This is a genomic window from Candidatus Nitrososphaera evergladensis SR1 (assembly GCF_000730285.1).
GTDB classification, from domain to species: Archaea; Thermoproteota; Nitrososphaeria; order Nitrososphaerales; family Nitrososphaeraceae; genus Nitrososphaera; species Nitrososphaera evergladensis.
In genome coordinates this window covers 2,544,002-2,566,364 of the sequence record NZ_CP007174.1, presented here as the reverse complement: position 1 = coordinate 2,566,364, position 22,363 = coordinate 2,544,002, and the positions used below count along the sequence as shown (strand labels likewise).

The following is a 22,363-nucleotide window of genomic DNA, read 5'->3' as shown; positions in this document are numbered from 1 at the left end:
TGAAAAAAAAGAAAATATTGGTTGTGTACTATGCTAGTGCCGAACCCTTCTAATCCTGATGAAAAGCGCGTTTTCTGTAACCTGAGTCTCAGGTTTCATGTCCGTGAATTCTGATGCCGCATACTCGATAAGCCGACTTATGTAATGAGACCAATTCTCTCCCATGTTGTGCTGAATCACAAAAATGCGGGCATCCTCGCTTATTTCGTGGCGATAGTTGAAGCCAGAAATTCTTATCCATCTCTCCAAGAGCTCGTAAATCGTCTCTTCCGTACGCTCGCTTGTCATGATCATCATTGTCTCATCCGTCAAACCTCTGGAGACATCCGCCGCTAGCGCATCTATCTGCTCTTTGGTCAACAAGTCAAACAACCTCTTGATCACCCCCCTGCGTATTGGGATAAACCCTGCCCGCGCGGCATTTGCGTGCCATTCAATGTGAGATCTTACAATCTGGTTCAACAATGTGTTGAGATTGATCTGTTTTTGTTCAGCCTCCACCCTAAGCTGGTCAAGCATTGTTTTATCAAATCTGAATGTGGCGGCTTCAGTAGGGTTGGTCAAGTCTAGTTGACCTCAAACAGATCCCTCCGCCTTTTATTATTTTTGGAAGTTTAATGTTAATATCCTATTTTTCGTAGAAGTAACACAATAAAAAATAATATGTAGTTTGCATTGAATTTGAACCCTATGTGAATAAAGCGTGAAAATATTATGCAGCATAGCCTATCGGCGTGCATGTATATTTTGTTCCCAGATTTGGATTTTGATGTCAAATGCAGGTGCATGGTACACAATGTACTCGCATTACTTATAGCAAGGATTTGTAACAAAAAACGTGCATATACCCCGAATAAAGCCACCGCCCCTTCTCGCAGTGAAGTGTGCGTGTCTCTTCTGTTGATGAGTTGGGGCAGGCTTGTACAAATGTGCATTTGGGTCTATGCAGACGGCAGCAAAAAACTATTGAATGCAAGAAAATACGATGACGACGACAGCAACAACCGTGACAATTTGATGCAAGGGAGTTGGGCGCTTGGAATGAAATATCATGAAAATGCCGACGAAGAAGACGAGCTGTATGAAGAGCTTCAAAAGCGCGGGATAAATGTAGGTGAATTTAGAAAGATGGGATTGTCTATCGAGGAATTGAGAGATTTTGTCTATCGCTTGGACAGATTATTGGAAAGACATCCCGACGGTTCTGATGATGAAAAATGTGGATGACATATTTTTTCCAAGTCGCATCTTATGGTGGCAGCGGCATTTGACTTTGGCCCTGACCCTGCAGCTGCTCGTACTACTGCGTAGAATGACTGTGATGATGCCGGTCAGATGTCGTACCTGTGATGGCAAGTTGACTCTGTTAAAAATATTCTACGCGTAAAAACATCTAACTCTGTCGGCTCTGCGAGCAATGGTCCAAAATATCGCACGATGTTATATCTAGCGCATCTTCTGTGAATTGGAAGGGAAAGTTTGCAGTTCCAACCTTGGCAATTCTTGTTGGTATGGCTGCTGACCGGAAATCTAATAAAGATAATTCTCATAGAGGCGCCTTGTTAGAAATAGATTTTTTCGGCATTTTTATATTTGAATTTTCAAACTAAGCTCATTATTGATAGTTTTTCCTCAAGTCATTATAATGATGGCTGCGATCTTTAGGTAATGTCAAACCTAACGGGAAACAAGAACAAGTTTCTAATTCCTGTCTTTCTGGTTGCTATCTTGACGGTTGCATCCTTTACAATCGTCATGCCGCGTGTTTTGGCACAGGATACAACCGGTCAGGAAAACAATGACGACAATGATGCGACCGCCCCATCGGAGAATAACACCATGACAGCTCCTTCAGAAAATGATAATGGTGACAACACTTCGACAGCTCCCCTAGAAGACAACAGCACCACAACCAATGAAAATACTGGCAACAATGCAATGATTGCTCCATCAGAAAATGACACAATGGCAACTCCGGAAGAGAGCAACAATACCACTACTACTCCAGAAGAAGATAATGGGCTAAACGGTTCGTCAGAAAATAACAACACCGCGACAACTCCTGAAGGCAATGCAATGAATGCCCCTGAGGAAAATAACACTCTCACTACTCCGTCGGAGAACAACACAATGACTGCGCCTCCAGAGGGTAGCAATGACAACAACACTCTTACTGCTCCATCAGAAAATAACAATACTAACACCAATAACATCATCAACAACAATACTAACGTCAACAACGCGCAGGTGACACAACAGATCGTTGGAACAGTCAAAGTCAACAACAATCAGAAAGCCTCAGACTTTTCGGAAGCTAATTTGAAGATCAAACGCAGTGGAGCAGAGGAAGCAGCAAAGGCTCACTTTGATAAAGGAGAAGTGATCGATAGTCACCTAAGCGTAGTAAACAACTTCCTTGTCTTTACCGTTGTCGTAGCCAACGTACAGTTCAACACCGTCAACATTGTGTTTGTTGATGCAGGCAATGGAGATGTGATCTTCATATCGCCTCCAATACCGGCCGACCATGACGACATATCAAATGGAAGAAACAATGATTGCGATTGCAACTGTGATGATGACGGACAAAAAGAACATCGTCAACGCCATCACCACTGGCCATGATGATTTCATGCTCTTACACGATACAATTACTGTCTGACAAGGAAAATATGTGTCACAGCAACCGACAAAGCAAACAGGCTACATACAAAATCCAGAACTGCTCCTCTGAACAGAGGAGATAATTATTACCATCTCCTATTCCTTTTCTTTCTTATCTTGACAGGTGTGCGTGTTTTTGCATCCTTTTGTACCACGTCAAATAGCATGTTCGGCAAATGCACATACACACATGTGCTATTCTTTCTTCTTCTTATTTCAACAAGTGCTGAGACAGAATCTTGACTATTTCAAGATCTATTGAAAATTAATTATTCAAAATTCTGTTGAAGAATTCTCAAGTCATTCTTCTCAATGCTTAAGTCGTAGGGAACTGATTTGCCTTTGATCCCATGATACACAAAAAGATGATGGTGATGGTGTCATCATTTGTTATAGTCAGCGTTGTATGCGTGTCGTCATTATTGTTATCATCATCTCCCTTTGCAGCTCTAACTCCTGTATCCGGAGAAGAAGGCCAAGCCAGCAAGAGTAGTGCCAGTTCCAGCGGCAACAAGACTGTTACCGTTGCGCCCGGAGCTGCTTCCGAAGAACTAAAGTTCTTTGACAAGCACGACCCCCAACACAAATGGAACGAAACTGCGCTCTCATACTTTGATTCAGAAGGAACCGAGCTGCCGTGCGACAAGGTGTACAACGGCACCATCTATTATCAGATCAATGAAAGCCTGTTCAAGTGCGACGACTTTGGCCACTTTATCGTTAGCGACGAGCAAGCCTTGATGAGTACCATGAAAGGCCAAGATGGCGAGGATGGCGAAGATGGAGAGGACGGCGAGGACGGAGACTAGCTCTCTTTACAGCATCAAGACATTTTTTATTATCATCTATGAGCATCTGCACATTCCGTTTGCAATCCTAAAGCTGCAATCAAAGGCTTTGTCTGACCAGTCATAACTTTGCCGATTGCTGTAACGCAGCAATGATGCCAAATGTCATTACTTGCGCTCTATTCAAAATGTATTCTATCGTATATGCTGGATATTCTGCATAGAGAACTAAGGTTTCTCTCTAGAATTAAGGGTTATAATCACATTATGAGTTCTGACTTCTCAATGCTTTAAAGCATTGACATCATGCTAACGCAAGATGTCGAATAGCATCATCAAAAACAAAACGGCATTCCTATCAATGTTGATAGTTGGTGCCGCGATAGCATCATACGCCTTTGGCGCACCTGCCAACGCGTTTGCCGCCGGAGACGGTGGGAACGGTGGAAATGGCGGCGACGGAGGCAATGGAGGAAATGGCGGATTATTGAACGAAGTTGTCGGTAATGGTGGCGACGGTGGAAACGGAGGCGATGGAGGCGACGGGGGAGACGGCGGCGACAGTTCCGGTTCCGGCGATGGCGGTAATGGAGGCAATGGCGGTAATGGCGGAGACGGCGGTGATGGGGGACTACTCATCGGTAACGGTGGAAACGGAGGCAATGGCGGTAACGGTGGAAATGGCGGCGACGGCGGCGACAGCGACGCTGACCACAGTGACAAGAAGCAGTGGAATAACAACTATGACAGCGACAATGATGACAATGACGACAACAGCAGCAAAGGAGACGAGAAGCACTGGAAGAACAGCGATGACAGCGACTACGGATACAAAAAGCAGTGGAAGAACAACTATGACGACGATGACAATGATAAAGACCATGGAGACAAGAAGAAGCACTACAGCAATGACAACGAAGAGGATGATGACGACCACTATGACAGAAAGTACAAGAGAAACTACGACGATAACGATGACAAATACTATGGTCCAAAGCACTTCAAGTACAAGGAGAAGTTCAATGACGACGACGATGACGGATACCACTACAGCGCGCACTGGAAGAAAAAATTCCGGTATCACCACGACGACAGCTACTACAACAACATAAAGATCATCATACACAACCACTACTACAAGGACTATGACGCAGGCGCGTTCTTTGTGCACTTTGACACAGAGGACTATGACGGCAACGAAAGCACAAAGGTCTTCAAGTTCTACGACCAGCACTTTGAAGATCACCAATGGGATGAAGAAGGCAAGTTCTACTACGACGAGGACGGCAACGAGTACCAGTGTGACGACTTTTACATGGGAAGCGTCTACTACGACTATGACGGTGCCTTCTACAAGTGCGACGACCTGACGTTCAGCGAGGACTTTGAAGAAGGAGGATACTGAGAGAGAGGCTCTTTCTCTTTCTTTCCTCTCTCCATTTTTTCTTTTTTCTATATTTCACTTGCAGGATGTGCGACTCCTCAAAAATTACCGGATTTCGCCGGGACATTCAAAGGCGAAATGAAAGGATTTGGCGGAAGGATGATTCAACCTCCCAACAAAAAGTTTCGCATAGAGTTTTGCACTGTTGCCCATTGGAAAGGCGGCAAGATTACAGAAGAGAGATTGTTTTATGATTTAATGGGAATGACGGGTCCGATTGGCGCGCCGCCTTGATCATGACTTGAAAAAACATGCTCTGAGCAACAAGCGAAAAACGTCCGCAGCTTGCGTAAGCTGTATTATTCTGCAACACAAGCCTTGACGAACACAGTGTCGCAGGAAAAGTTTTGCAATTGTCGTTGTAACTGATAGCAGATCAAATGTTAATAAATTTTAGACAGAGGCAATTTTCTCAATGCTTAAAATAATTAATGAGAAGCCTGTATCCGATGTCAAGTCAAAACAAACTCACAGGAAACAGAATCGTGGTTCTGGCCTTACTGGCTTTGAGCCTCGCAGCAGTAGCATCGACGTTTGCAGCACCGACGGCAGTATTTGCATCATCGTACTACGATGATGAGGATGACGACGACAATGGATCGTATCATCACTACTACTACAAATACTACCACAATGACGAAGATGACGACGAATGCGGCGACGATGACGATGATGATGAGGATGACGACGACAACGGCGATGACTACTACTGGTCAAGCTATGACAGTGACTGGTCTCACTCCAAGTACTACGACGACGATGATGAAGACGAAGATGACGATGACGACTGCGACGACGATGAAGAAGATGACGACTACTCTTACGACCACTACTACTGGAAGTACGACTAAGGCGACAATAGCTACTACAACAACTACTATCGCCTAAAATCGAAAACAAACGATTGGGGCTGATAACTTTTTCAAGTTATCTCCCCTTTTCTTTTTTCTTCTTATTCCGACTTGGCGCAAAACATCATCTTACCGGATGATGCGATGTTCATTGTGATACTGTCCTGCATTAGGAATCTGGTGTAGGACAATTTTGGCGAGTTGTTCGATCAATCTGTCAATAATTAGATGATTTACTTTTTTCCACAGCTGTCGAAGCAAAATATCACTATTGGCGGACTCTATTGAAAATTTCTCAAAAGTTGTTTCCAAACCCATTAAAATTATTATTGCTAAGAATGAGCCCGATGTCCAAAATAAGAGAAAACAAGGTGACATTGCTATCTTTGTGGATAGTAGGTGTCGCAATAGCGTCTTTCGCGGTCGTGCCGTCCATGGCATTTGCCGGCGGCTATGGGGAAAGTGAAGGTGAAGACAACAACAGTAGCGGTAGTGGCGGTGCAGAAAGTACCAACAATGACAGTGGCGGTGACAACGTAGATACCCAAACGTTCGAGCACGTCAAGACAAAGACTACCACTACAGATGTTCACAAGCAGATAACAAAGAAGGAAATCGTGGGCACAAAGACAACGCTCACGACTAAAGTAACTGAGGATGAAAGTGGAGATACCGGAGAAGGAGCAATAGCTGCAGCAGAGGCGAACGGTAGCAGCATCAGCGGCGACTGTGAATGTACTACTACGACTGGGGGCGACAGCAATGACAGCGAAGACTCTGAAGGCGAAGATGATGAAGGAGAGTACTCCAACTCTAATGACAAATCATCTTACTGAGACGCGGGACTGACGCTCGTCCCATCTTTTTTTCTCTTTCTCTTTACAGCTTATCCTTTCCCTTGCTTCTTGACCGAATAGCAGAGTTTGAAATGATCGGGTCATTCAGTACGCAAGCCCCTGCCCTCTTTCATGGCTTGAGGGCAGGGACAATTTGGTTGCGTACATGTTTTTGGGTATATGCTGCGTGAACTTGCTCAGGCGCGGATGCTTGCATACGCCTGATGAAACTTGTTAGACTATGCTATTATTAAAAATTGCGAGGCTCGGCGCACCTGTTTTTTGAACTGGCAAAGGCCCGATCTGCAATTATCGGTGGCTTCTCTGTCAGGAACTTTTTCTCCTGGTATGATCCGCGACTTATCGCTGCTATATCTGGCGTTTTTTCATGCGTTACTAGGCCAATTCCCGGCGCATGAATATTGAGAAGAGAAAAATCTATTGTGTAGAAATGTCAGACGTGAACGACAGCTCTTCTTGCCTGAGCAAGCTACGTATACATACAACATATACCCCGCGTGACGCGATCAAATCGTCCATGCCTACTGACTGTCGCCGCCTGACATTCTAGCCTAGGAGTCGAATGCTAGTTAAACCTTGCTCTACACCAAATATCCTCACAAATATTAGTCAATACATCATCTCCCAAAAAAGGAATGCATCAAGATGTAACTCCTCTGCAAGAGGCATATAGGTATAAAATCATCCTACTCTGCCAAAAGGCACATTTCCTCCCCATCCTGGGTTGCTTCGAGTCTTTTATTCTCTGCTCGTCTTGAAACAATCCGTGCTTGCTTTTTGAACTCTAAAAACTAGCCTGTCGTTAGCTCTCACAGCTCTGCCCTCTGCCGCAAGTCAAGACCGTAAGCCTTGAGTAGATGTGCCTCTAGCATACGCGTACCAATAATACCTGACCGTCTGGTCCACGCCTCTGCTCTTTATACGATGTCGCAGGTTCATTGAAAACGATTGGTCATGTTCACAGATTACGGGACAATGTTACAATTCAATAATCCAGCTACAAAAATATAGAATATGTAAAACTGTGCAGGATTTAATAATAGAATTGCACTTTATAGTTAATTTATGTAGGGATTCTGCTCAAGGCTTTAAAGCAAAGAATCTGTTTGCGAGCTGATGTCAAGTACAACAAGGAACAGCATGACGCTGGCGCTTTCGATATTGATAGTTGGCGTTGCACTTGCGGCATACGCATTTATGCCAGTTTCCACGTTTGCAGCCGATCCCGGGAACGGGACAATTACCTCGCCTCCTGTAGATGCTGGAGGCGAACAAGGTGACGGCGGTGGCGACAATGATAACGACAATCCTCCTGTAGCCAACAACAACGATACGAGTCCAACTACCCCCGACCAAGCTCCAACCTCTGACCCTTCGATTGCAAACAATGAAAATCAGACGGCTGCTGCGACTCCAGACCTTTCCGGTGCTGCAAACAATGACACCGGCGACAACGACAATGCAACGGTTGCTCCATCAGAAAGTGATGATACAACGGCAGCGCCTGAAGGGAATAACGGCACCACCGCCACTGCTCCAGAGAATAATGACGACACTGTGACAGCTCCCAACGACAGCATGACGAATAATAACCCGTCAGAAAACGGCACCACCGCGACGAATTCCGGAGAGAACAACACGATAACTACTGTCCCGCCGGAGAACAACGGCACCACCGCGACGACTCCGGAGAATAAAGATAATAATAACAACACCACCGCGACCTCGCCGCTGGAGAACAACAGCGACAAGGGCAGCGGAAGCAATGATGACAATAAACCGCAGAACTCTAGCAACAATGGCGGCAACGACGATAGCAAACAAGATGGAAGCAACCATAACAAGCCCGAGAGAAAGCTGTACGATGACAGCAAGGATTACCAGGGGCCAAAATATTACAAGTACAAGCATCATGACAACGAAGGAGCCCAAGCCGATGATGACGATGGTCGCGTAGGGGAGCACTACAGCAGCCATCACAAAAAGTTCTTCAAGTACAAGCACGATTTTACCTACTATGAAAATGTAAAGATAATCATCTACCACTTTTACTTCAAGGACTTTGTGGGTGCAGACTTTTTCGTGCACTTTGACTACGAACACCATGACGGCAATGTGCTAATCTTCTTCGACCACCCCTTCAAGGATCATGAATACGACGACGAAGGCCGGTTCTACTTTGACGAGGACGGCAACGAGTACCAGTGCGACGAATACTACCAAGGCTCTGTATACTATGAGTACAAGAACGCCTTCTACAAGTGCGAAGACCTGACGTTCAGCGAGGACTTTGAAGGAGGATACTAAAGGACTAGCAGCAGCTTTATCGAGCAGAAAGCGAGATTCTTGCTTCGGTATATCTGCGCTGACAAAATTTCGCCGACTGTTAATCCGGAATGAGGCAAGATATCTTGTAGGAGGCAGATAATGGTCACAAAGTCATTATTGTGCCCTATGAGATATCAAGTATCAGGCATATGCACTCATTCATGCCTGAGCAAGTGTAAACAGCAAATACCCCCATAAAACTACCCTACCGGCCAGCCCCGCCCGGGGCGGGTAGGGCAAGGCACTGTCTATTGTAGGTTCTCGCTTTTTAGCAGGGGCGAGCCAGCTGCATTTAGCATTCTGCCTTTGCATAGACATCCTTATCTTGGCAGCTGGACATGGCGCGCAAATAGTTATTCAAAGCCTCGTGCCAGAACTCATTTTTATTCAACTCGGACCCGTGTATTTAGCATCCGGAAAGCACGTTCGATTTATATACTCTATTACATAATAATTCTTCTTATAAATAGAAATTATTTAACAAATTTCTGCTATGAGCATATTTTGTAACTGGTATCCTTAAAAATTGGGATGAAAAATCTTAGCATAACTTTAAGTTTTATTCCTCTCATAAAGAGAGGTGTGACTGCAACTAAAATCACAGGTGTAAAATCGCCTTCTTGGGTAAGAGCCCTGCAAATCGCAATAGGGGCTATCGCAATTGTACTATCGTTGGCTGCAATCATTTATCCGGTCATCACGATTGTAACAGTCTTTACGGTAGCAGCAATAGTCTTGCTCTTGATTGGCATTGAAAGTGTAATTGCAGGAATATTCCTATACAAGCAAGCTCGCGGCGCTCACATTGGCCTTGGAATATTGGTAATAGTACTTTCAATCTTCATGATGGCGTTCCCCCTTAGCAGCGCTGTATTTGCGATAATACTGGGAGCTGTTGCCTTGATGTTTAGCGGTTTTGCTAGCATAGTGGCAGGCCTCATGGGAAGAAACGAATTAACAGGCGACATCAATATGCCCAGACCAAGCAAGGGTGCTAGAACATTAAGTGTCATTGCAGGCGCACTGGCAGTTGCATTGTCTATCATGATACTTGCGTCTCCAGCATTTGGAATAGCACTAGCAGCGGTTGTGATTGGGGTAGGACTCTTGGTTTATGGCATTAGGCTGGTCGTTACCGGAATCACTGGCAGGGGACAGGCTTGGATGCCCTCTTTGTCATCATCATGACGTACACACAAAACTGTAGGCTACTACTACTAGCATTATCGGATTGTTTGGCACGATGATTGTGAGGGGACCACCGTTGCAGTAGTAGGGAGATATGCAGCTAGAAGGCAATTTGAAGCGATGCAGGCTGCACAAGCGCAGCAAGAACAGATTAGCAAGCACAGGTTGCCCGGGTCTAACAGGCACTTGGTACACAGGCAGCGCAAGCATCCAGCTAGGACAAAAAGGATCCATTACAGGAACTTCAAAAATTGGCTAGCCTTAAGCAACAAGGCCTGTTGACAGAAGAAGAATTTCAAAAGTTCAAAATTCAATTACTCTTAAGCATTTAAGAAAAAAACCCAAACCTGCTATGTCTCTTCGCCTTTCTTCATCATTTTCGAAATATGCGGTATGCGCGGCACTCCGACGGCAAATGCTGTTGCAACAGCGGCAAGAAAGTAGTATTCATATCCTATGGCCATCCCAATTGAAGCAGCAAACCATACAGCAGCTGCAGTAGTTAGGTTGGTAATCTTGCCGTCTATTTCGCTCTTTAGGATAAGACCTGCTCCTAGAAAACCAATTCCAGATATCACCTGTGCTGCGATTCTGGATGACGAATTAGGATCTACTACAGAGGACAAAAACGTAAAGATCATCGCTCCTCCTATTACAAGACAATGCGTGCTAATTCCAGCCGCCTTGCCCCTCGATTCTCTTTCCGCGCCTATGGCAAAACCTGCTACCAGCGAGATTCCAAGATTGATCAGGAACTCGATCTCATAGCCGGTGGGCAAGTTCTCAAGTACCATTTTATTTTTCCTCTCTTCTTTGGAGTAGTAGACTATACGACCATCTTCAGCGTAATGGCAAAAGCAGACATGAACTAAAATTCCATGTCTCCGCCTAGGTCTCCTCCTGTGGCATCAAATCCTGCATCAGAGCTGCTGCCGCTATCACTGCTGTTTGTATCACTGATTGTACCAAAGTCTGCGCCACCCCCGCCGTCTGCACTTTCGTTTGATGATTCGCCAGCGCCAGAATCCGCAGAAGTTTCCTGTGAACTTGCCGCAGTGGCTGCAGCATCGCCTGCCATGGCAGACTCGGCAGGATTCATCGCCATTCCTGCAAAGGACATGATGGATGCAAACATGACTGCGCTCATCAGGCCTGAAAATATCATCATTGGCAACCATGCACGATTTTCATCCATAAATGACTGCGTGGCCTGTCTGTCTCCATTGCGATAAGAATTCCGCAGGTCAATCGCTTTTCTCTCTAGCTGCCTTTTCTTTTCTTCAAGCAGTCTTGTACCGGTTTCTGTTATAGAGACCTGCAGTGCCCTTCTCCCAAAAAGCCTCCTCTTCTTTGCAGAGGCCAAAACTAGCCGTTGAGCAGCAAGGTCGTTTACCGCCAGTTCAACCTCGGCCTTGTCAAGTTTAGTTACCTTGGCTATTTTGCCGATATCATCCATGCCTCTTGAAATGGCATCCAGTACCATGAAATGTTTTGGACTGTTATTGTTCTCCGTCGCTCCAATGCTATTGTGTGCTTCTGACATTTCTCTTTCATAAAAAATGACACACGCAAAATTACTTAAACAGCAAGTCCACAATGTGTTGCAATGTGTGTGAGCGTGTATTTCTGACGGCTATTCTGGAAATGAAAAAGATATCGTCTCGGCCATAGTTTTGATGACTGCCTTTTTGCCCAAAACATCCTGCGCCAGCTCTGCAATGAGTGTCTTTACATAAAGCGACCACTTGCTTCCCAGGTTGTGTTGAATCTTGAATTGATAAGTGCCGTTGCGGAGTTCTACGTTCTGCTGCATCCATGACACGTTCAGCCATGTCCTTATGAGTTCTACAAAATCTGCAACGTCATGGCTGTCCTTCATAAATGCCAAAATATTCTTGAACTTTTGCTTCTCTATCTTTTGTGCGAGATTTATGACCTGCTCGTCTGTCAACTGACCTAGCGTTTCTTTCAGAAACGCTTCTGTCATAGGCAAGAGGCCTACTTTCCTCTCGTACCTTTCCCATTGCACGTGGTTTGAGAATATCTTTGCCGCATAGTTGTTGAGGCTTACACCTTCCAACTCTGCGTCAGTACGCAGTTCGTCTATAAGCGCAGATGGGAGCCTGAATGTTATGGTTTCTGTCCTCTCCTTTTTCTTTACATCATGATCATTAGCGGTGCTTTTGTTCAAGTATGGAAGCACTAGAGGTTTGGGTTCCAACCGATTAAAAGATTCTCCTTGGGAAACAAAAAAAGGAACGAAAAGTCGGTGGTTGTGACGATGATTGTTATTGTTTTTTCATTTACCACCTGCGAGAATCGCCTTCAAGCAGGCCCGACCCGTGGTGCATCCTGTCAACGTGCTTTGACATCTCTTCGCTTGTTGCAAACTTTGACTGACAGTAAGGGCACGATACACCATTGCTCCTGTTGTTGTTACCGCCGCTTATGATATCTTCCATGGTTTTGTGCTAATTCTTTTGTGTCTTTTTGAATATTTAGAATTCTTGTTTACATTGTGTTGCAGAGTGGACGTGTAGGCAAAATACTCCTCTCTGTCAAGCCAGTATTGAAAGAGCGGTTGTTTGAAGACGGATATGTGATGTGGATTTTATTCGGCGTATTTGTCGGAGCTGCTCTTGCCGTCGACCTTGGAATTCTGGGCGCTCTAAGAAGAACTGTTCTTGGCCGGGGACAAACGGCAGCTACCTCTTCCTCCCCTATTGCTGAACATGATAATCATCATCCTCCTCCTTCATCTCATCATCAGACAGGCGCGTTTCGTCAAGGGCTAATCTGGACTATTGTTTGGATAGGGCTTGCTGCTATCTTTGCTGTAATTATACTCATAGAGATGGGCTACGACAAGATGCTCGAATTTGTAACAGGTTATGCCGTTGAAAAGTCTCTAAGTGTTGACAACATGTTCGTTTTCCTCCTGATATTTTCGTCTCTTGGCATTCCCCATGCTTTCCAGCACCGGGTTCTTTCAGCGGGCATATTGAGTGCAATCGCGATGAGAATTCCGTTGATAGTTGTAGGGGCATCTCTGCTTGAGACGTTTCACTGGATGGTCTATCTCTTTGGAGGCATGCTCGTCCTCACAGCGGCGAGGATGATGCTCCAAAAGAAGGAGAAAAAGATTGAAGTCGAAAAGAATATTGCCGTCAGGATGCTGAGAAGGATTTTACCTGTCTCGACCGAGTTGCACGGCGGCAAGTTCCTTGCAAGGATAAATGGCACCCTCTACGCGACTGCGTTACTTGTAGCGCTTGTTATCATCGAGGTAACCGACCTTGTATTTGCAATCGACTCCATTCCCGCCGTGCTTGCAATCACAACCGACCAGTTCCTAGTCATAACCTCGAACATATTTGCAATCCTTGGACTTCGCAGTCTATACTTCCTGCTTGCCGGGATGATGGAAAAGTTCCGATATCTCAAGCCTGCATTGGTTGCCCTACTTCTGTTCATAGGCGTCAAGATGGTGCTTTCTGAGGTCTTTCATATTCCTGTTGTCGCTTCACTTGCAGTTATTGCGGCGATACTCGGCGGGGCCCTTGTTTTGTCCGTTATTCGGGCAAAGAAGGAGCAGTCCTCCCAGCAGCTGGCTAAATCGCACGATCTTGAAAAATGAACGAAAAAAATGCTAAATTCAAAAGCATGAAAAGATTTTTTCCTGCCACTCAACCGCGTTAATAGGACGTAATGCTGCATTCTCTGATCTTCTCTCAGATGATCATCGATGTATTGCTTGTACATGCCGCGCTGCTATCTGAACTCATAACGTAAGTGGGGACAGCAGGGTTGAGTCTTTCCATGTTTAGGGGGTTCAACGCCAAGCATCTAGCTATTTTGTATTTTTGCATTCGTAAAGAAGGGAAGGAGATTATGGAGATGGGACTGCAAAATCCCATATGCTCTTTGAAGCTCTTGTGCGGCGAATTTTCATTTACTGCTATATCATGCAAGTCTAAGCCTTGACCAACATTTGCGTGTCGCTATTGGCCTCATGCCGTCGGAAGAGATACCACCGCCCACTGCTGGTTGCCTGATGCATCTGTCGCCCTTGCCACTACCTTTGTAAATGCCGGATCTGCAAGAGGAAGATCGAATGACCATTCTTCTCCGTCGCCGGTCAATGCTGCGCTGACATATGTGGTGCCGGCAGAGCCATCAGGCAAAGTTGCCCTGACTTCGACTTTGGAGATCGCTATGTCATCACTTGCGGTTCCTGATACCTTTACCTTCGAGCCTTCGGTAACGCTTGGGATGGCTGTTAGCGAGGTTATTTTAATCTGTGGCTTTATGGTATTTGGCCCGGAGATCGGGTCAGTTGAGGAAGGGGTGTTCATCAACTGCCGGCTGCCAGACGCGCCAGCGCTGCCAGAGTGCAGAGACACATTACTAATTGACGTCGACGGCGCATCCGCTGACTGGTCGGAATTGTCTGTCATGGAAACCAGTTCATTGTAACTGGTTATCGTCTTGCCGTCGGCCTTTATTTTGTCAATGAGAGTCTGCAAGGTGTTTATCTGACTCTGGTTGACGGCATTTAGCGCCTGCCCATTATTGTCGTCGTGCTTTGCAAAGTCAGGAGGGTGCAGCATTACCACCGCGTAGCCGTGAGCTTCAATGCTGTCGTTTATCTCTGCGTACAGTTGGTCGGCAGTCTTGGCATTTTGTCCGGATGGCTTGTCCTCGTCTACGTAGTAGACCGTGTAAGGTATGCTGACTATGCCGCTAGGATCCGCCGCAGGATAGGTGACTGCCAGAAATGGCGGTGAACCGTCAGCATACAGGTCTGCAGACAGAATTGTCAGGCCAGTGTCCTTCATGGCCGCAAGCGTGTCAGCGTCGGCAGAGTTGTACGGTGTTATGAATATGTTTGATTTTTGGCCATTAATTTTCTGGAGTTTTGTGTTTGCATCGGCAAGCGTCTGTTCTTGTTCAGCAAGTGAAAGTTGTGCATAGTCAACGTGGTTCCAGCCGTGAAGCGCCAGTTCAAAGAGGCCTGCATCTTTTCCCTGCGATATCTTGTCGACGACAACAGAATCCGACCCATAGAAATTCATGATTATGCCGGGGGTAAGTTTGGTGTCGCTGCTGATGAAGGCGTCAAGCACTTTTGCCTGCACGTCGTGTATCCACGAATCCTGAACGTCATCAAGGCGGAAAATGACACAATTGCACTCCGTACTTGCCGCGCGTGCACTTTCGGCCGCCGGTACTAAAAACACGGAAGCTGTAATGATAATGATGCTTGCCAGTATTACAGACAAGACAACATTCGCTGTCTTTCTTCGTTCTGCGGATGAGGGAGCGCCAATGGGAAACGAGTGGGATGTCAATCCTGCTCTTGCCTCCCTTCTGGAGCGATGCTAATTGGGAATCGTTGTAAATCAAAATGACTGCTCCTTGATTCTTCTTCCTGAGACTTGAATGGAAAAGCATAGCGCCTGCACGAAAGCTCTCTGCTCGTCGTTCTCTGTTTGACGAATTTCATGGCCGTCGTGGACATTGCCGTTTGTCAGGGATAACAATGACAAACGAGTACGAAAGACTCGTGTTCGTCAAGGAGCCGTTTTTTGCAAAATATTACCCTATAGAACGATGGCGCAGAAGAATGGCGACATGACTGGATCCTAGAGGGAAATTCTCGTTAGACATGAGCCCTAGCGATGCGTTTACATGCAGCTAGATTGTACGAGAGAGTCTACGCTGCCTCGTTACGATCTCAATGCAGATAAGAAGCAATACTTGCCAGAAAGAGGCCATACTTGAAGACAAGACTGTTAAGCGCTTGCTCGCCTATACTAGTGTGCAAGTGGATGACTCTTGAATTTGAGAAGAAAAGGGGGGACTACTGACATGAGAGTTCAGAACTTTCTCATCCGGATGAGCGCAATACTTTACGTAGGAATTGTTTTGTTGGTGGTGGCGACCAGATTCTGATCATGAAGAGTTTCAGAGTAAAGGACTTTTAGCTGAGAAGGAAGAACTAGAATTCCAGTTAGACAGTGTTATTAATCAGGTAACGTATCGTATATTCACTATTGTCTAAGACCAAGCTCATTGCCGCGGCTCTGGTTTGCGTCTTAGTTGTTGGAATACTGGCCATCGCAGGATTTACAAATTTGGTAAATAGCGACATTAAATCAAAGGTTTATGCAAGCGAGGCATCTCATAGAGTTCATACAGTCGCAAGGGACAACCTGACGATTTCTCCATCTGCTTATGATAACTCTGAAGGAGGAAGAAGATTAATTCCTGTCGACAACCACACATTTGTGGCGTTTTATTATGATGGCTCCAACATCCTCTACAAGGTTTCGGTAAATAAGGGTCAGACATGGGGCGTCCCGCAATCTGCCAATACAGGTATCGCCGGTTCTGACTTTGCAAGATGGACAGTGGCTGCTACGCCATTACATGGCGAAACACACATCGTCTTGCTTTATTCAAATGCAGTATCAAACAACACAATGACAGAGCTACACGCAAAAGAAGGCGTCTTCTCTCCTATTAGCCGGTCTATAAAGTGGGAGGATAAACCCAGTACTCTTGGAACTGTATCAAACCCAAGTTCATGCGTGGGCAATATTGGCGGCGGGGCATGCACTGCTGCGGTTGCTAGCACGGACACACGCGGGAATATCTTTGCAGCATTTAGGTGGTCTGCAAATGGCACTGGCTTCCAATATGCAATTTTTGAATCTACAGACGGTGGAATCAGCTGGACAACATCAATGAATGCTACTTGGGCAGTAGCACCTGGAACAAGAGGCGAGATGTCACTTGCGCGGCTTTCTCTAGGTTCAATGCTCTTTGTGTATGCCCCGTTTGATGCAAATGAACTGTATTATTCTGTTTACCACGCGGGTTACTGGAGTCCAATGAATATGACGACTGGCTCTGGGCTGCACTTTGGAACAGTAAAGCAGATCTCTTCTATAAGCGACAACCGCCACTTTATCTATGTGTTCTATGTCAAGGACGGAAACTCTGGCGACCTCATGGTTGCCAAATGGAACAATATGGGCGTCTTCAAAGGAGTCGAGACGGTGGACTCGAATCTATCACACTCGCTTCCTGCAGCAAGCTTGGGACCAGATGGCGTCATTCATGTATTTACATTGGCCAATGATAAAGTCTATGAAATAACCAACACTGGAAGCAACTGGACAAGTCCTCTAATCCCGTTTGGAACAAACTTTCGCAATCCAGACGAGCTTACATCAGCTGAAGCAATTCCAGCTGCAATCTGGCGTGAAGATGTAAATCCCTTGAATGATCTTTTCGCTATTCGATTTGGGTACTAATTTGGATACCGTGCGACACGATTCATGACCATCAGCTCGAGCACGCTGCACCCAGTGCAAACGCAGACTGCTCTTGTGTACATGTCAACTCGATTATGCATATCGGCAAGGAGAGCAACAACTTCGAGGAGGCGCCGAGTGAGAAAGGCAGAAGGGTTATGCGTCCTCTCTATATTCGTTGGTCTCTGCGACTTCCACAACCCGAACTTTGGGATTCTGCATGACAGTCTGCGCATCTTTACTACTCTCCCACATCTTTCTTAAGGCTTCTGCCATAGCTTGCGCCCGTGTCGCATTATCAAACTCCAAATCAATCATTACATAGTTTTGATCATCCTTTGGCCGCAATATCCGATAACGTCGCACGCCGGATTTTTCCCGCTTTAAAGGATCGGTGTCAAACATTTTCTTCCAAGCTTCAAAGTTGCCAACTGCGTGTTCAATTCGAACTATAGTTGTTGTCATACAAAGAAGCCTACAGTGTTATTCATAGATAAACGAGACACATACAACTTCTAGAAGTATCTGGTATCAGTTGGAACGAGCACGCCTCAGGGCGTGGTGGTGGAGGACTTTAGGCCGCACCTGCTGTCTTTTTCTCAGTATTTGGACTGTGCCACCCTAGGAAGCGCCTTCCAGCAGAATAGATGTCGCCACGGACACGGATTGTTTTGAATTGTGACATTCTGTTATCATAATAAAAAACAAAAAACTGACAGACGGGCAAAGGGTCTATAAGTGATAAGGCCGCCGGTATACACACAGACTGTAAATCCGTTGTAATGAGGATGTGATAGAATTTGCGGCTTCATGAATTATTTTCAGTCAAGGGCCAAGTATGGTTCAGAAGAGGAGACTATTACTACTCGTTAAGGCAGGTTCAGCTTCTTATGAGAGATACAATTAGGGTCCAGCCAGAGAATGCGGAAATGATATTCCGACAATTCAAAATCTGCAACAACCCTCCAGCTTATCTTGAATCGAACGCCTCTTGATGTAGATCACAGACGGAGGCTACCAATGAATATTTGCATCGCCAGGGTTGCATATTCTATACCAAAAAAGAAAGTTGTTGGACGGGAGCATATTAGACCCCGGAACGAACAAAAAATTAGTGTCACCACCGCAAAAGCGTACGCAGCTCAAACTTTATCATCCTAAACCAAGCATGGACAATATTGGATAGAGTGTGTCCGATTGCTTTGCGTGCTGCGACACTTCCTCTATGGAACTTCTCAGTCGCTCTCATTCGTTAATTTGGTCATAATAGCATAAATGACTTCCGATCCGACGGTTGACTTGATTGCCTGTATGAGTTCTTTTCATCATTCTCGTAAACAAGTCTGCAGGAACGCCATCAAATCAGAGTTTTATGGATCTGCTGCAGTGTAGAACAACCACCTCATTTCTTGTCCCAGATGTGACTCACACAGATATCTATTGCAGAACATTATCTCTCAACATACTTCCTGATAGGAAGAGAAGGCAAGAGACTGGTATCGTGCCCTTCATGCGGCTCAGAATTGTTTGCAGAAGTCACTGATGGTGAGAAGAGGATATGGTGGTGGAAGTGTGATTCATGTAACGAACTTTTTTGATCTAGATTTATTAAAAAAAGCAATGGCCCGTACCTAAGAAAATTAACCGCAATTAACCAAAAAGATGACTCATTTACTAGATCAACTTCTATCCTTTTTATAGATAAGTGACATGAAACAGAGTTATTAACTAGCAATATGACCATAAATCTCATGTTGTGGGTTGAGAATGGGTTGATCAACATACTGATACGGACCAATGTGGCAGAAAGAAGAAGCGATAAAAACACCGTGACGTTTACCAAGTCATTTCACAAGTTTGTTATGAGGAACCTTCATGGAGATGCGGCGGTGCTAACGCCACAGGAATGCCAAAAAATTCTCTGTCAATATCACAGGGCACTTGCCAGCATTACCTTCGATCAAGTCCTCGCAACTATGGTGATTTTTGGTTTCTACTTTGACCAAATAGAGATCCCTATTCCAGATGGGCGGTAAGGGGAGAAACGTATCTCAATGATGGCCGATAGTTGGCTGAGGATGATCATTTCGGCGCCTTGGCAGGAAGGCGTAGAAAATAGGCTGGCCCTCGCTGTCAAGCGTTCAATGTAGTTCGATTTTCACTTCGAGCCGGCCTCCGTAAGCATTATTCTCAGAGCCTTAGGCGATACTTTGAATCTCCTCCTTATTTGGACCATGCTTACGCCACCATTATGAGCCTTGACGATAGCCAGAACTTGTCCGACACTGAAGTTGCTTCCCACTATCTCGATTTCACTATCTTTGTGCATTCAATCACCTCCTCCATTTTTGAGCCCACTTTTCCACATCTTCTATCGGAAAGTTGTATAGCGGCGTTTTCTTGTACAGCTCTGCAATCTTACGATGATAGTCTGGCAACGGCATTCCTCCATTGCGTTGTATTCTTTTGTTGACGTACAGATTGATCGTGCTTGAGGAGACTTTATGACCGCTCAAGATTGATGCGTCATTTTCAGAGAGTGATGCGGCAAACTCGGTCAGGACAAAATGCCGCATAGAATGTTGAAGAGATTTTCTGTCAAGCTCTAGGACCTCCCCTAATCCGTGTTTGATCACGATTTGATAATACAGCCGGGTTCGGAGTAGAGTCGTAAACGGTGTCTTGTAGCCGGAATCATACCACACTAGGTAGGGGTTGTTGAGCCGATTCCTATCTTTAAGAAAATTAAAGACACGCTCTGAAATGGCCGCAGTATAGTGGCGCCCTTTAGAAAACACACGGTAAAGCAAAACGCCATCAACATCAGGAACTTTATGAAATGCAGTCCAACCGAGTCCTTTAAGAGCGCCAGCTCGGATACCCGATAGGCTTTGGAGAACACATGCATTGAACAAGTCCGGCTCATAGAATGTAACGCCGAAAATAGTCTGGATGTCATCTAGACTATATTCCTCGACATCCTCGCCTTCAATGCCGCATAGCTCGATTATTCGTTGATAATCTTCAGTCGGCTCCCATTTCCAAGTCTTACGTCTGATGGCGCCTTTGACTACAGTTTTTGCTTTATTTACAAATATTTTACCTACCCGTCTATTCTCTAAGAGTGCCCTCAACTTGGCCCAAGTTTGGTCTATTTCGTCCCTTCTGATCGTCGTTAGCCCGCAAGCTGCCAAACTTCTTCGATAGAGATCTACGGTCTGCGGTGAACGATGTCTCAGGTCGATGAGGTATTCTTGGATATAGTCTCGGTCCAAGTCTACAACTTGGGGATCCGTCTTCTGCAGCATTGCACCGACAACGGCTGATATTAATTCGGACATATACTATAATAAAAAAGAGAATGGAGGAAAGGGGAGAAAAGAAAAGTTCACGAAGGTGGTTTATTCCCTTCTGATATGAATATCAGCCGAAAAAAATCAAAATTATGTCAACTCTATTCTTCGGAACCTCATGGAGTTCGGAAGTCTTTGACGACTTTTGGGAACCTTATACTGGAAAAGAGTGCTAGGCAACTGTCAACAAATGCCGACTTTGAGCCGTATAGAGAGGAGATTATGTCTTGTCATTTGTCTTTCTTTTGGAAGATCTTCTATCATGCAAAGGATGGTATCTCATGATAGTCTCTGCAAAACTCAGTCCGTCAACATGCTCCTTTTGCACTACAAACTTTTCCACCATGGCTTCGCTAACTCTAAGCATGCTTTCCAAGAAATTCCATTACTTTTGCATTGAGAATATCTGGCTTTGTCGCCCGACCAAGGTCGTGAGTAACACCTGGAATAGTAGCCTGTTCGGTATTTGGCATGTTGTCAGAGAGAATTTCTATAATCCTATGGAAGAATCTTGGGCTAAGCTCTCCCACTACTAATAGTGTAGGGATTGATACCTGCTTGGCATCTTCAATAGTAAATGAAGTAGGCATGCCGGATTCTAATTCTCCTTGCAAGGTCTTTGCATTATCCATTATCAACATTCTTGCCCGTTCAGGAATCTGATCAAAGGCGTTCTTTTTCCCCATAACTTCGTCTACAAACGCCCGGATCGCTTTTTCGTCATCTTCTCTTTCAAATGCTTCCATAGCAGGTCTTTGGGCATCATCTCTGAACCATGAAAGCAATTCCAAGTCGTCTTCCAGATGACTCTTTGCAAGGAATGGAAGAACAGGAGGCTCGCCAAGCACAAGTGTCTTTACTAATTCTGGATTGCGATATGCACAATACAATGCAGTAAATGCTCCGTATGAATGACCGACCAGATGTACCGGTGCTAGCTCTAGTTTCCTTATTAGCTCAGCCAGATCATCAGCATTGTCGCCAATCGTGTTGTCCTTAACAACATTGCCTAGCTGCCTGTTTGGGTAAGCAAACCTTCTACTATACGAGATAACACGATATTTTTTTGAAAAAGGCCCTATCTGAAACTGCCAACTCCGATAGTCGTTGATTCCGCCATGAATGAAGATTACTGGCTGACCTTTTCCTTGCTCTATGTAGTGTAGCTGCCTTCCCTGTATCTGGATGTTCATGAGGTCAGATATTGCTAATCGCCATCTGCCGTATAGAATGAATACCAATGATCATATAAAAGCAAAATAAAAAGCAGCTTTCTAGATTATTTATACATCCTGTAATCGCCTGAAAAGTCGGTTACCGGCCCAGTGACTTGCTTTTGGACTGTCGCTCGCAAGGGTTGGGCGGGCGCCTCTCGCCCAAACATTGTGGAAAGCTTCTGCCCACCGCACCTAGGCTTTTACCGTCCATCTCATGACCTATTTTTGAAGGCAAAAACAAGGGATTTGTTCTTAATTTAGAGTGGGGCCAGTGGGATTTGAACCCACGACCTCCAGCGCCCCAGGCTGACATCCTGACCAAGCTAGACGATGGCCCCTCTTTGCGTGTCA

Annotated in this window: 21 protein-coding genes, 1 tRNA gene and 1 pseudogene; 12 read left to right on the top strand and 11 right to left on the bottom strand. The window is 45.3% G+C overall.

The window, feature by feature from the left end; all coding sequences use genetic code 11:
- Positions 1-33: 33 nt before the first annotated feature.
- Entirely contained in the window at positions 34-564 is a 531-nt protein-coding gene (locus NTE_RS13975) for a hypothetical protein (RefSeq protein ID WP_148701573.1), read from the bottom strand.
- Between the two features lie 222 nt (positions 565-786).
- Here NTE_RS13975 and NTE_RS13970 point away from each other — a divergent pair, with 222 nt between their 5' ends.
- From NTE_RS13970 to NTE_RS17640, 10 genes and pseudogenes are all read left to right on the top strand, one after another.
- Positions 787-1,227 (top strand): hypothetical protein, encoded by a 441-nt coding sequence (locus tag NTE_RS13970; RefSeq protein WP_148701572.1) that lies wholly within the window; start codon positions 787-789, stop codon positions 1,225-1,227.
- 441 nt (positions 1,228-1,668) lie between these two features.
- Positions 1,669-2,625, top strand: a complete 957-nt coding sequence (locus tag NTE_RS13965; RefSeq protein WP_148701571.1) for a hypothetical protein — start codon at positions 1,669-1,671, stop codon at positions 2,623-2,625.
- 389 nt (positions 2,626-3,014) lie between these two features.
- Positions 3,015-3,473, top strand: a complete 459-nt coding sequence (locus tag NTE_RS13960; protein WP_148701570.1) for a hypothetical protein — start codon at positions 3,015-3,017, stop codon at positions 3,471-3,473.
- Between the two features lie 298 nt (positions 3,474-3,771).
- A complete protein-coding gene (locus tag NTE_RS16985; protein ID WP_193354078.1) occupies positions 3,772-4,857 on the top strand; it encodes a hypothetical protein in 1,086 nt (361 codons plus the stop codon).
- A gap of 33 nt (positions 4,858-4,890) precedes the next feature.
- Positions 4,891-5,130: an ester cyclase gene (locus NTE_RS17645; RefSeq protein WP_420835313.1), complete on the top strand. Its 240-nt coding sequence runs from the start codon at positions 4,891-4,893 to the stop codon at positions 5,128-5,130.
- Positions 5,131-5,345: 215 nt separating this feature from the next.
- Positions 5,346-5,747, top strand: a complete 402-nt coding sequence (locus NTE_RS16785; protein ID WP_158385603.1) for a DNA primase — start codon at positions 5,346-5,348, stop codon at positions 5,745-5,747.
- A 347-nt stretch (positions 5,748-6,094) separates the two neighbouring features.
- Positions 6,095-6,583 (top strand): hypothetical protein, encoded by a 489-nt coding sequence (locus NTE_RS13940; RefSeq protein ID WP_148701568.1) that lies wholly within the window; start codon positions 6,095-6,097, stop codon positions 6,581-6,583.
- Between the two features lie 1,137 nt (positions 6,584-7,720).
- Complete coding sequence (locus NTE_RS13935) at positions 7,721-8,911, top strand: hypothetical protein (protein WP_148701567.1); 1,191 nt, start codon at positions 7,721-7,723, stop codon at positions 8,909-8,911.
- Positions 8,912-9,463: 552 nt separating this feature from the next.
- The gene (locus NTE_RS13930) at positions 9,464-10,120 is read left to right on the top strand and encodes an HdeD family acid-resistance protein (protein ID WP_148701566.1); all 657 of its coding nucleotides are present in this window, start codon (positions 9,464-9,466) and stop codon (positions 10,118-10,120) included.
- A 242-nt stretch (positions 10,121-10,362) separates the two neighbouring features.
- Positions 10,363-10,452: pseudogene (locus NTE_RS17640) on the top strand (SHOCT domain-containing protein); the annotation flags it as partial.
- 18 nt (positions 10,453-10,470) lie between these two features.
- On the opposite strand, the gene NTE_RS13920 reads toward NTE_RS17640, so the two are convergent.
- The 4 genes from NTE_RS13920 to NTE_RS16980 all read right to left on the bottom strand — a co-directional run bounded on the left by NTE_RS13920 (position 10,471) and on the right by NTE_RS16980 (position 12,582).
- Entirely contained in the window at positions 10,471-10,914 is a 444-nt protein-coding gene (locus NTE_RS13920; RefSeq protein ID WP_148701565.1) for an MgtC/SapB family protein, read from the bottom strand.
- A gap of 74 nt (positions 10,915-10,988) precedes the next feature.
- Positions 10,989-11,663, bottom strand: a complete 675-nt coding sequence (locus tag NTE_RS13915) for a MarR family winged helix-turn-helix transcriptional regulator (protein WP_148701564.1) — start codon at positions 11,661-11,663, stop codon at positions 10,989-10,991.
- Positions 11,664-11,753: 90 nt separating this feature from the next.
- Positions 11,754-12,341 carry a hypothetical protein gene (locus tag NTE_RS13910; RefSeq protein WP_148701563.1) on the bottom strand — a complete coding sequence of 196 codons (588 nt, stop codon included), beginning with the start codon at positions 12,339-12,341 and terminating at the stop codon, positions 11,754-11,756.
- A gap of 82 nt (positions 12,342-12,423) precedes the next feature.
- Positions 12,424-12,582 (bottom strand): hypothetical protein, encoded by a 159-nt coding sequence (locus tag NTE_RS16980; protein ID WP_193354077.1) that lies wholly within the window; start codon positions 12,580-12,582, stop codon positions 12,424-12,426.
- A 119-nt stretch (positions 12,583-12,701) separates the two neighbouring features.
- On the opposite strand from NTE_RS16980, the gene NTE_RS13905 reads away from it, so the two are divergent.
- Positions 12,702-13,757 carry a TerC/Alx family metal homeostasis membrane protein gene (locus NTE_RS13905; RefSeq protein ID WP_226987034.1) on the top strand — a complete coding sequence of 352 codons (1,056 nt, stop codon included), beginning with the start codon at positions 12,702-12,704 and terminating at the stop codon, positions 13,755-13,757.
- A 373-nt stretch (positions 13,758-14,130) separates the two neighbouring features.
- Here NTE_RS13905 and NTE_RS13900 read toward each other — a convergent pair whose 3' ends face one another.
- A complete protein-coding gene (locus NTE_RS13900; RefSeq protein WP_148701562.1) occupies positions 14,131-15,402 on the bottom strand; it encodes a polysaccharide deacetylase family protein in 1,272 nt (423 codons plus the stop codon).
- Positions 15,403-16,176: 774 nt separating this feature from the next.
- Between NTE_RS13900 and NTE_RS13895 the strand changes: the two genes are divergently transcribed.
- Entirely contained in the window at positions 16,177-17,442 is a 1,266-nt protein-coding gene (locus NTE_RS13895; protein ID WP_148701561.1) for a hypothetical protein, read from the top strand.
- Positions 17,443-17,598: 156 nt separating this feature from the next.
- Here NTE_RS13895 and NTE_RS13890 read toward each other — a convergent pair whose 3' ends face one another.
- From NTE_RS13890 to NTE_RS13875, 5 genes are all read right to left on the bottom strand, one after another.
- Positions 17,599-17,907, bottom strand: coding sequence for a hypothetical protein (locus tag NTE_RS13890; protein ID WP_148699329.1), 309 nt, complete (start codon positions 17,905-17,907; stop codon positions 17,599-17,601).
- A 1,693-nt stretch (positions 17,908-19,600) separates the two neighbouring features.
- Complete coding sequence (locus NTE_RS16780) at positions 19,601-19,771, bottom strand: hypothetical protein (protein WP_158385601.1); 171 nt, start codon at positions 19,769-19,771, stop codon at positions 19,601-19,603.
- Between the two features lie 4 nt (positions 19,772-19,775).
- Positions 19,776-20,783 (bottom strand): hypothetical protein, encoded by a 1,008-nt coding sequence (locus NTE_RS13885; protein ID WP_148701560.1) that lies wholly within the window; start codon positions 20,781-20,783, stop codon positions 19,776-19,778.
- A gap of 371 nt (positions 20,784-21,154) precedes the next feature.
- Positions 21,155-21,988, bottom strand: coding sequence for an alpha/beta fold hydrolase (locus NTE_RS13880; RefSeq protein WP_148701559.1), 834 nt, complete (start codon positions 21,986-21,988; stop codon positions 21,155-21,157).
- Positions 21,989-22,275: 287 nt separating this feature from the next.
- Positions 22,276-22,350 (bottom strand) — tRNA-Pro (locus NTE_RS13875).
- Between the last annotated feature and the right edge of the window lie 13 nt (positions 22,351-22,363).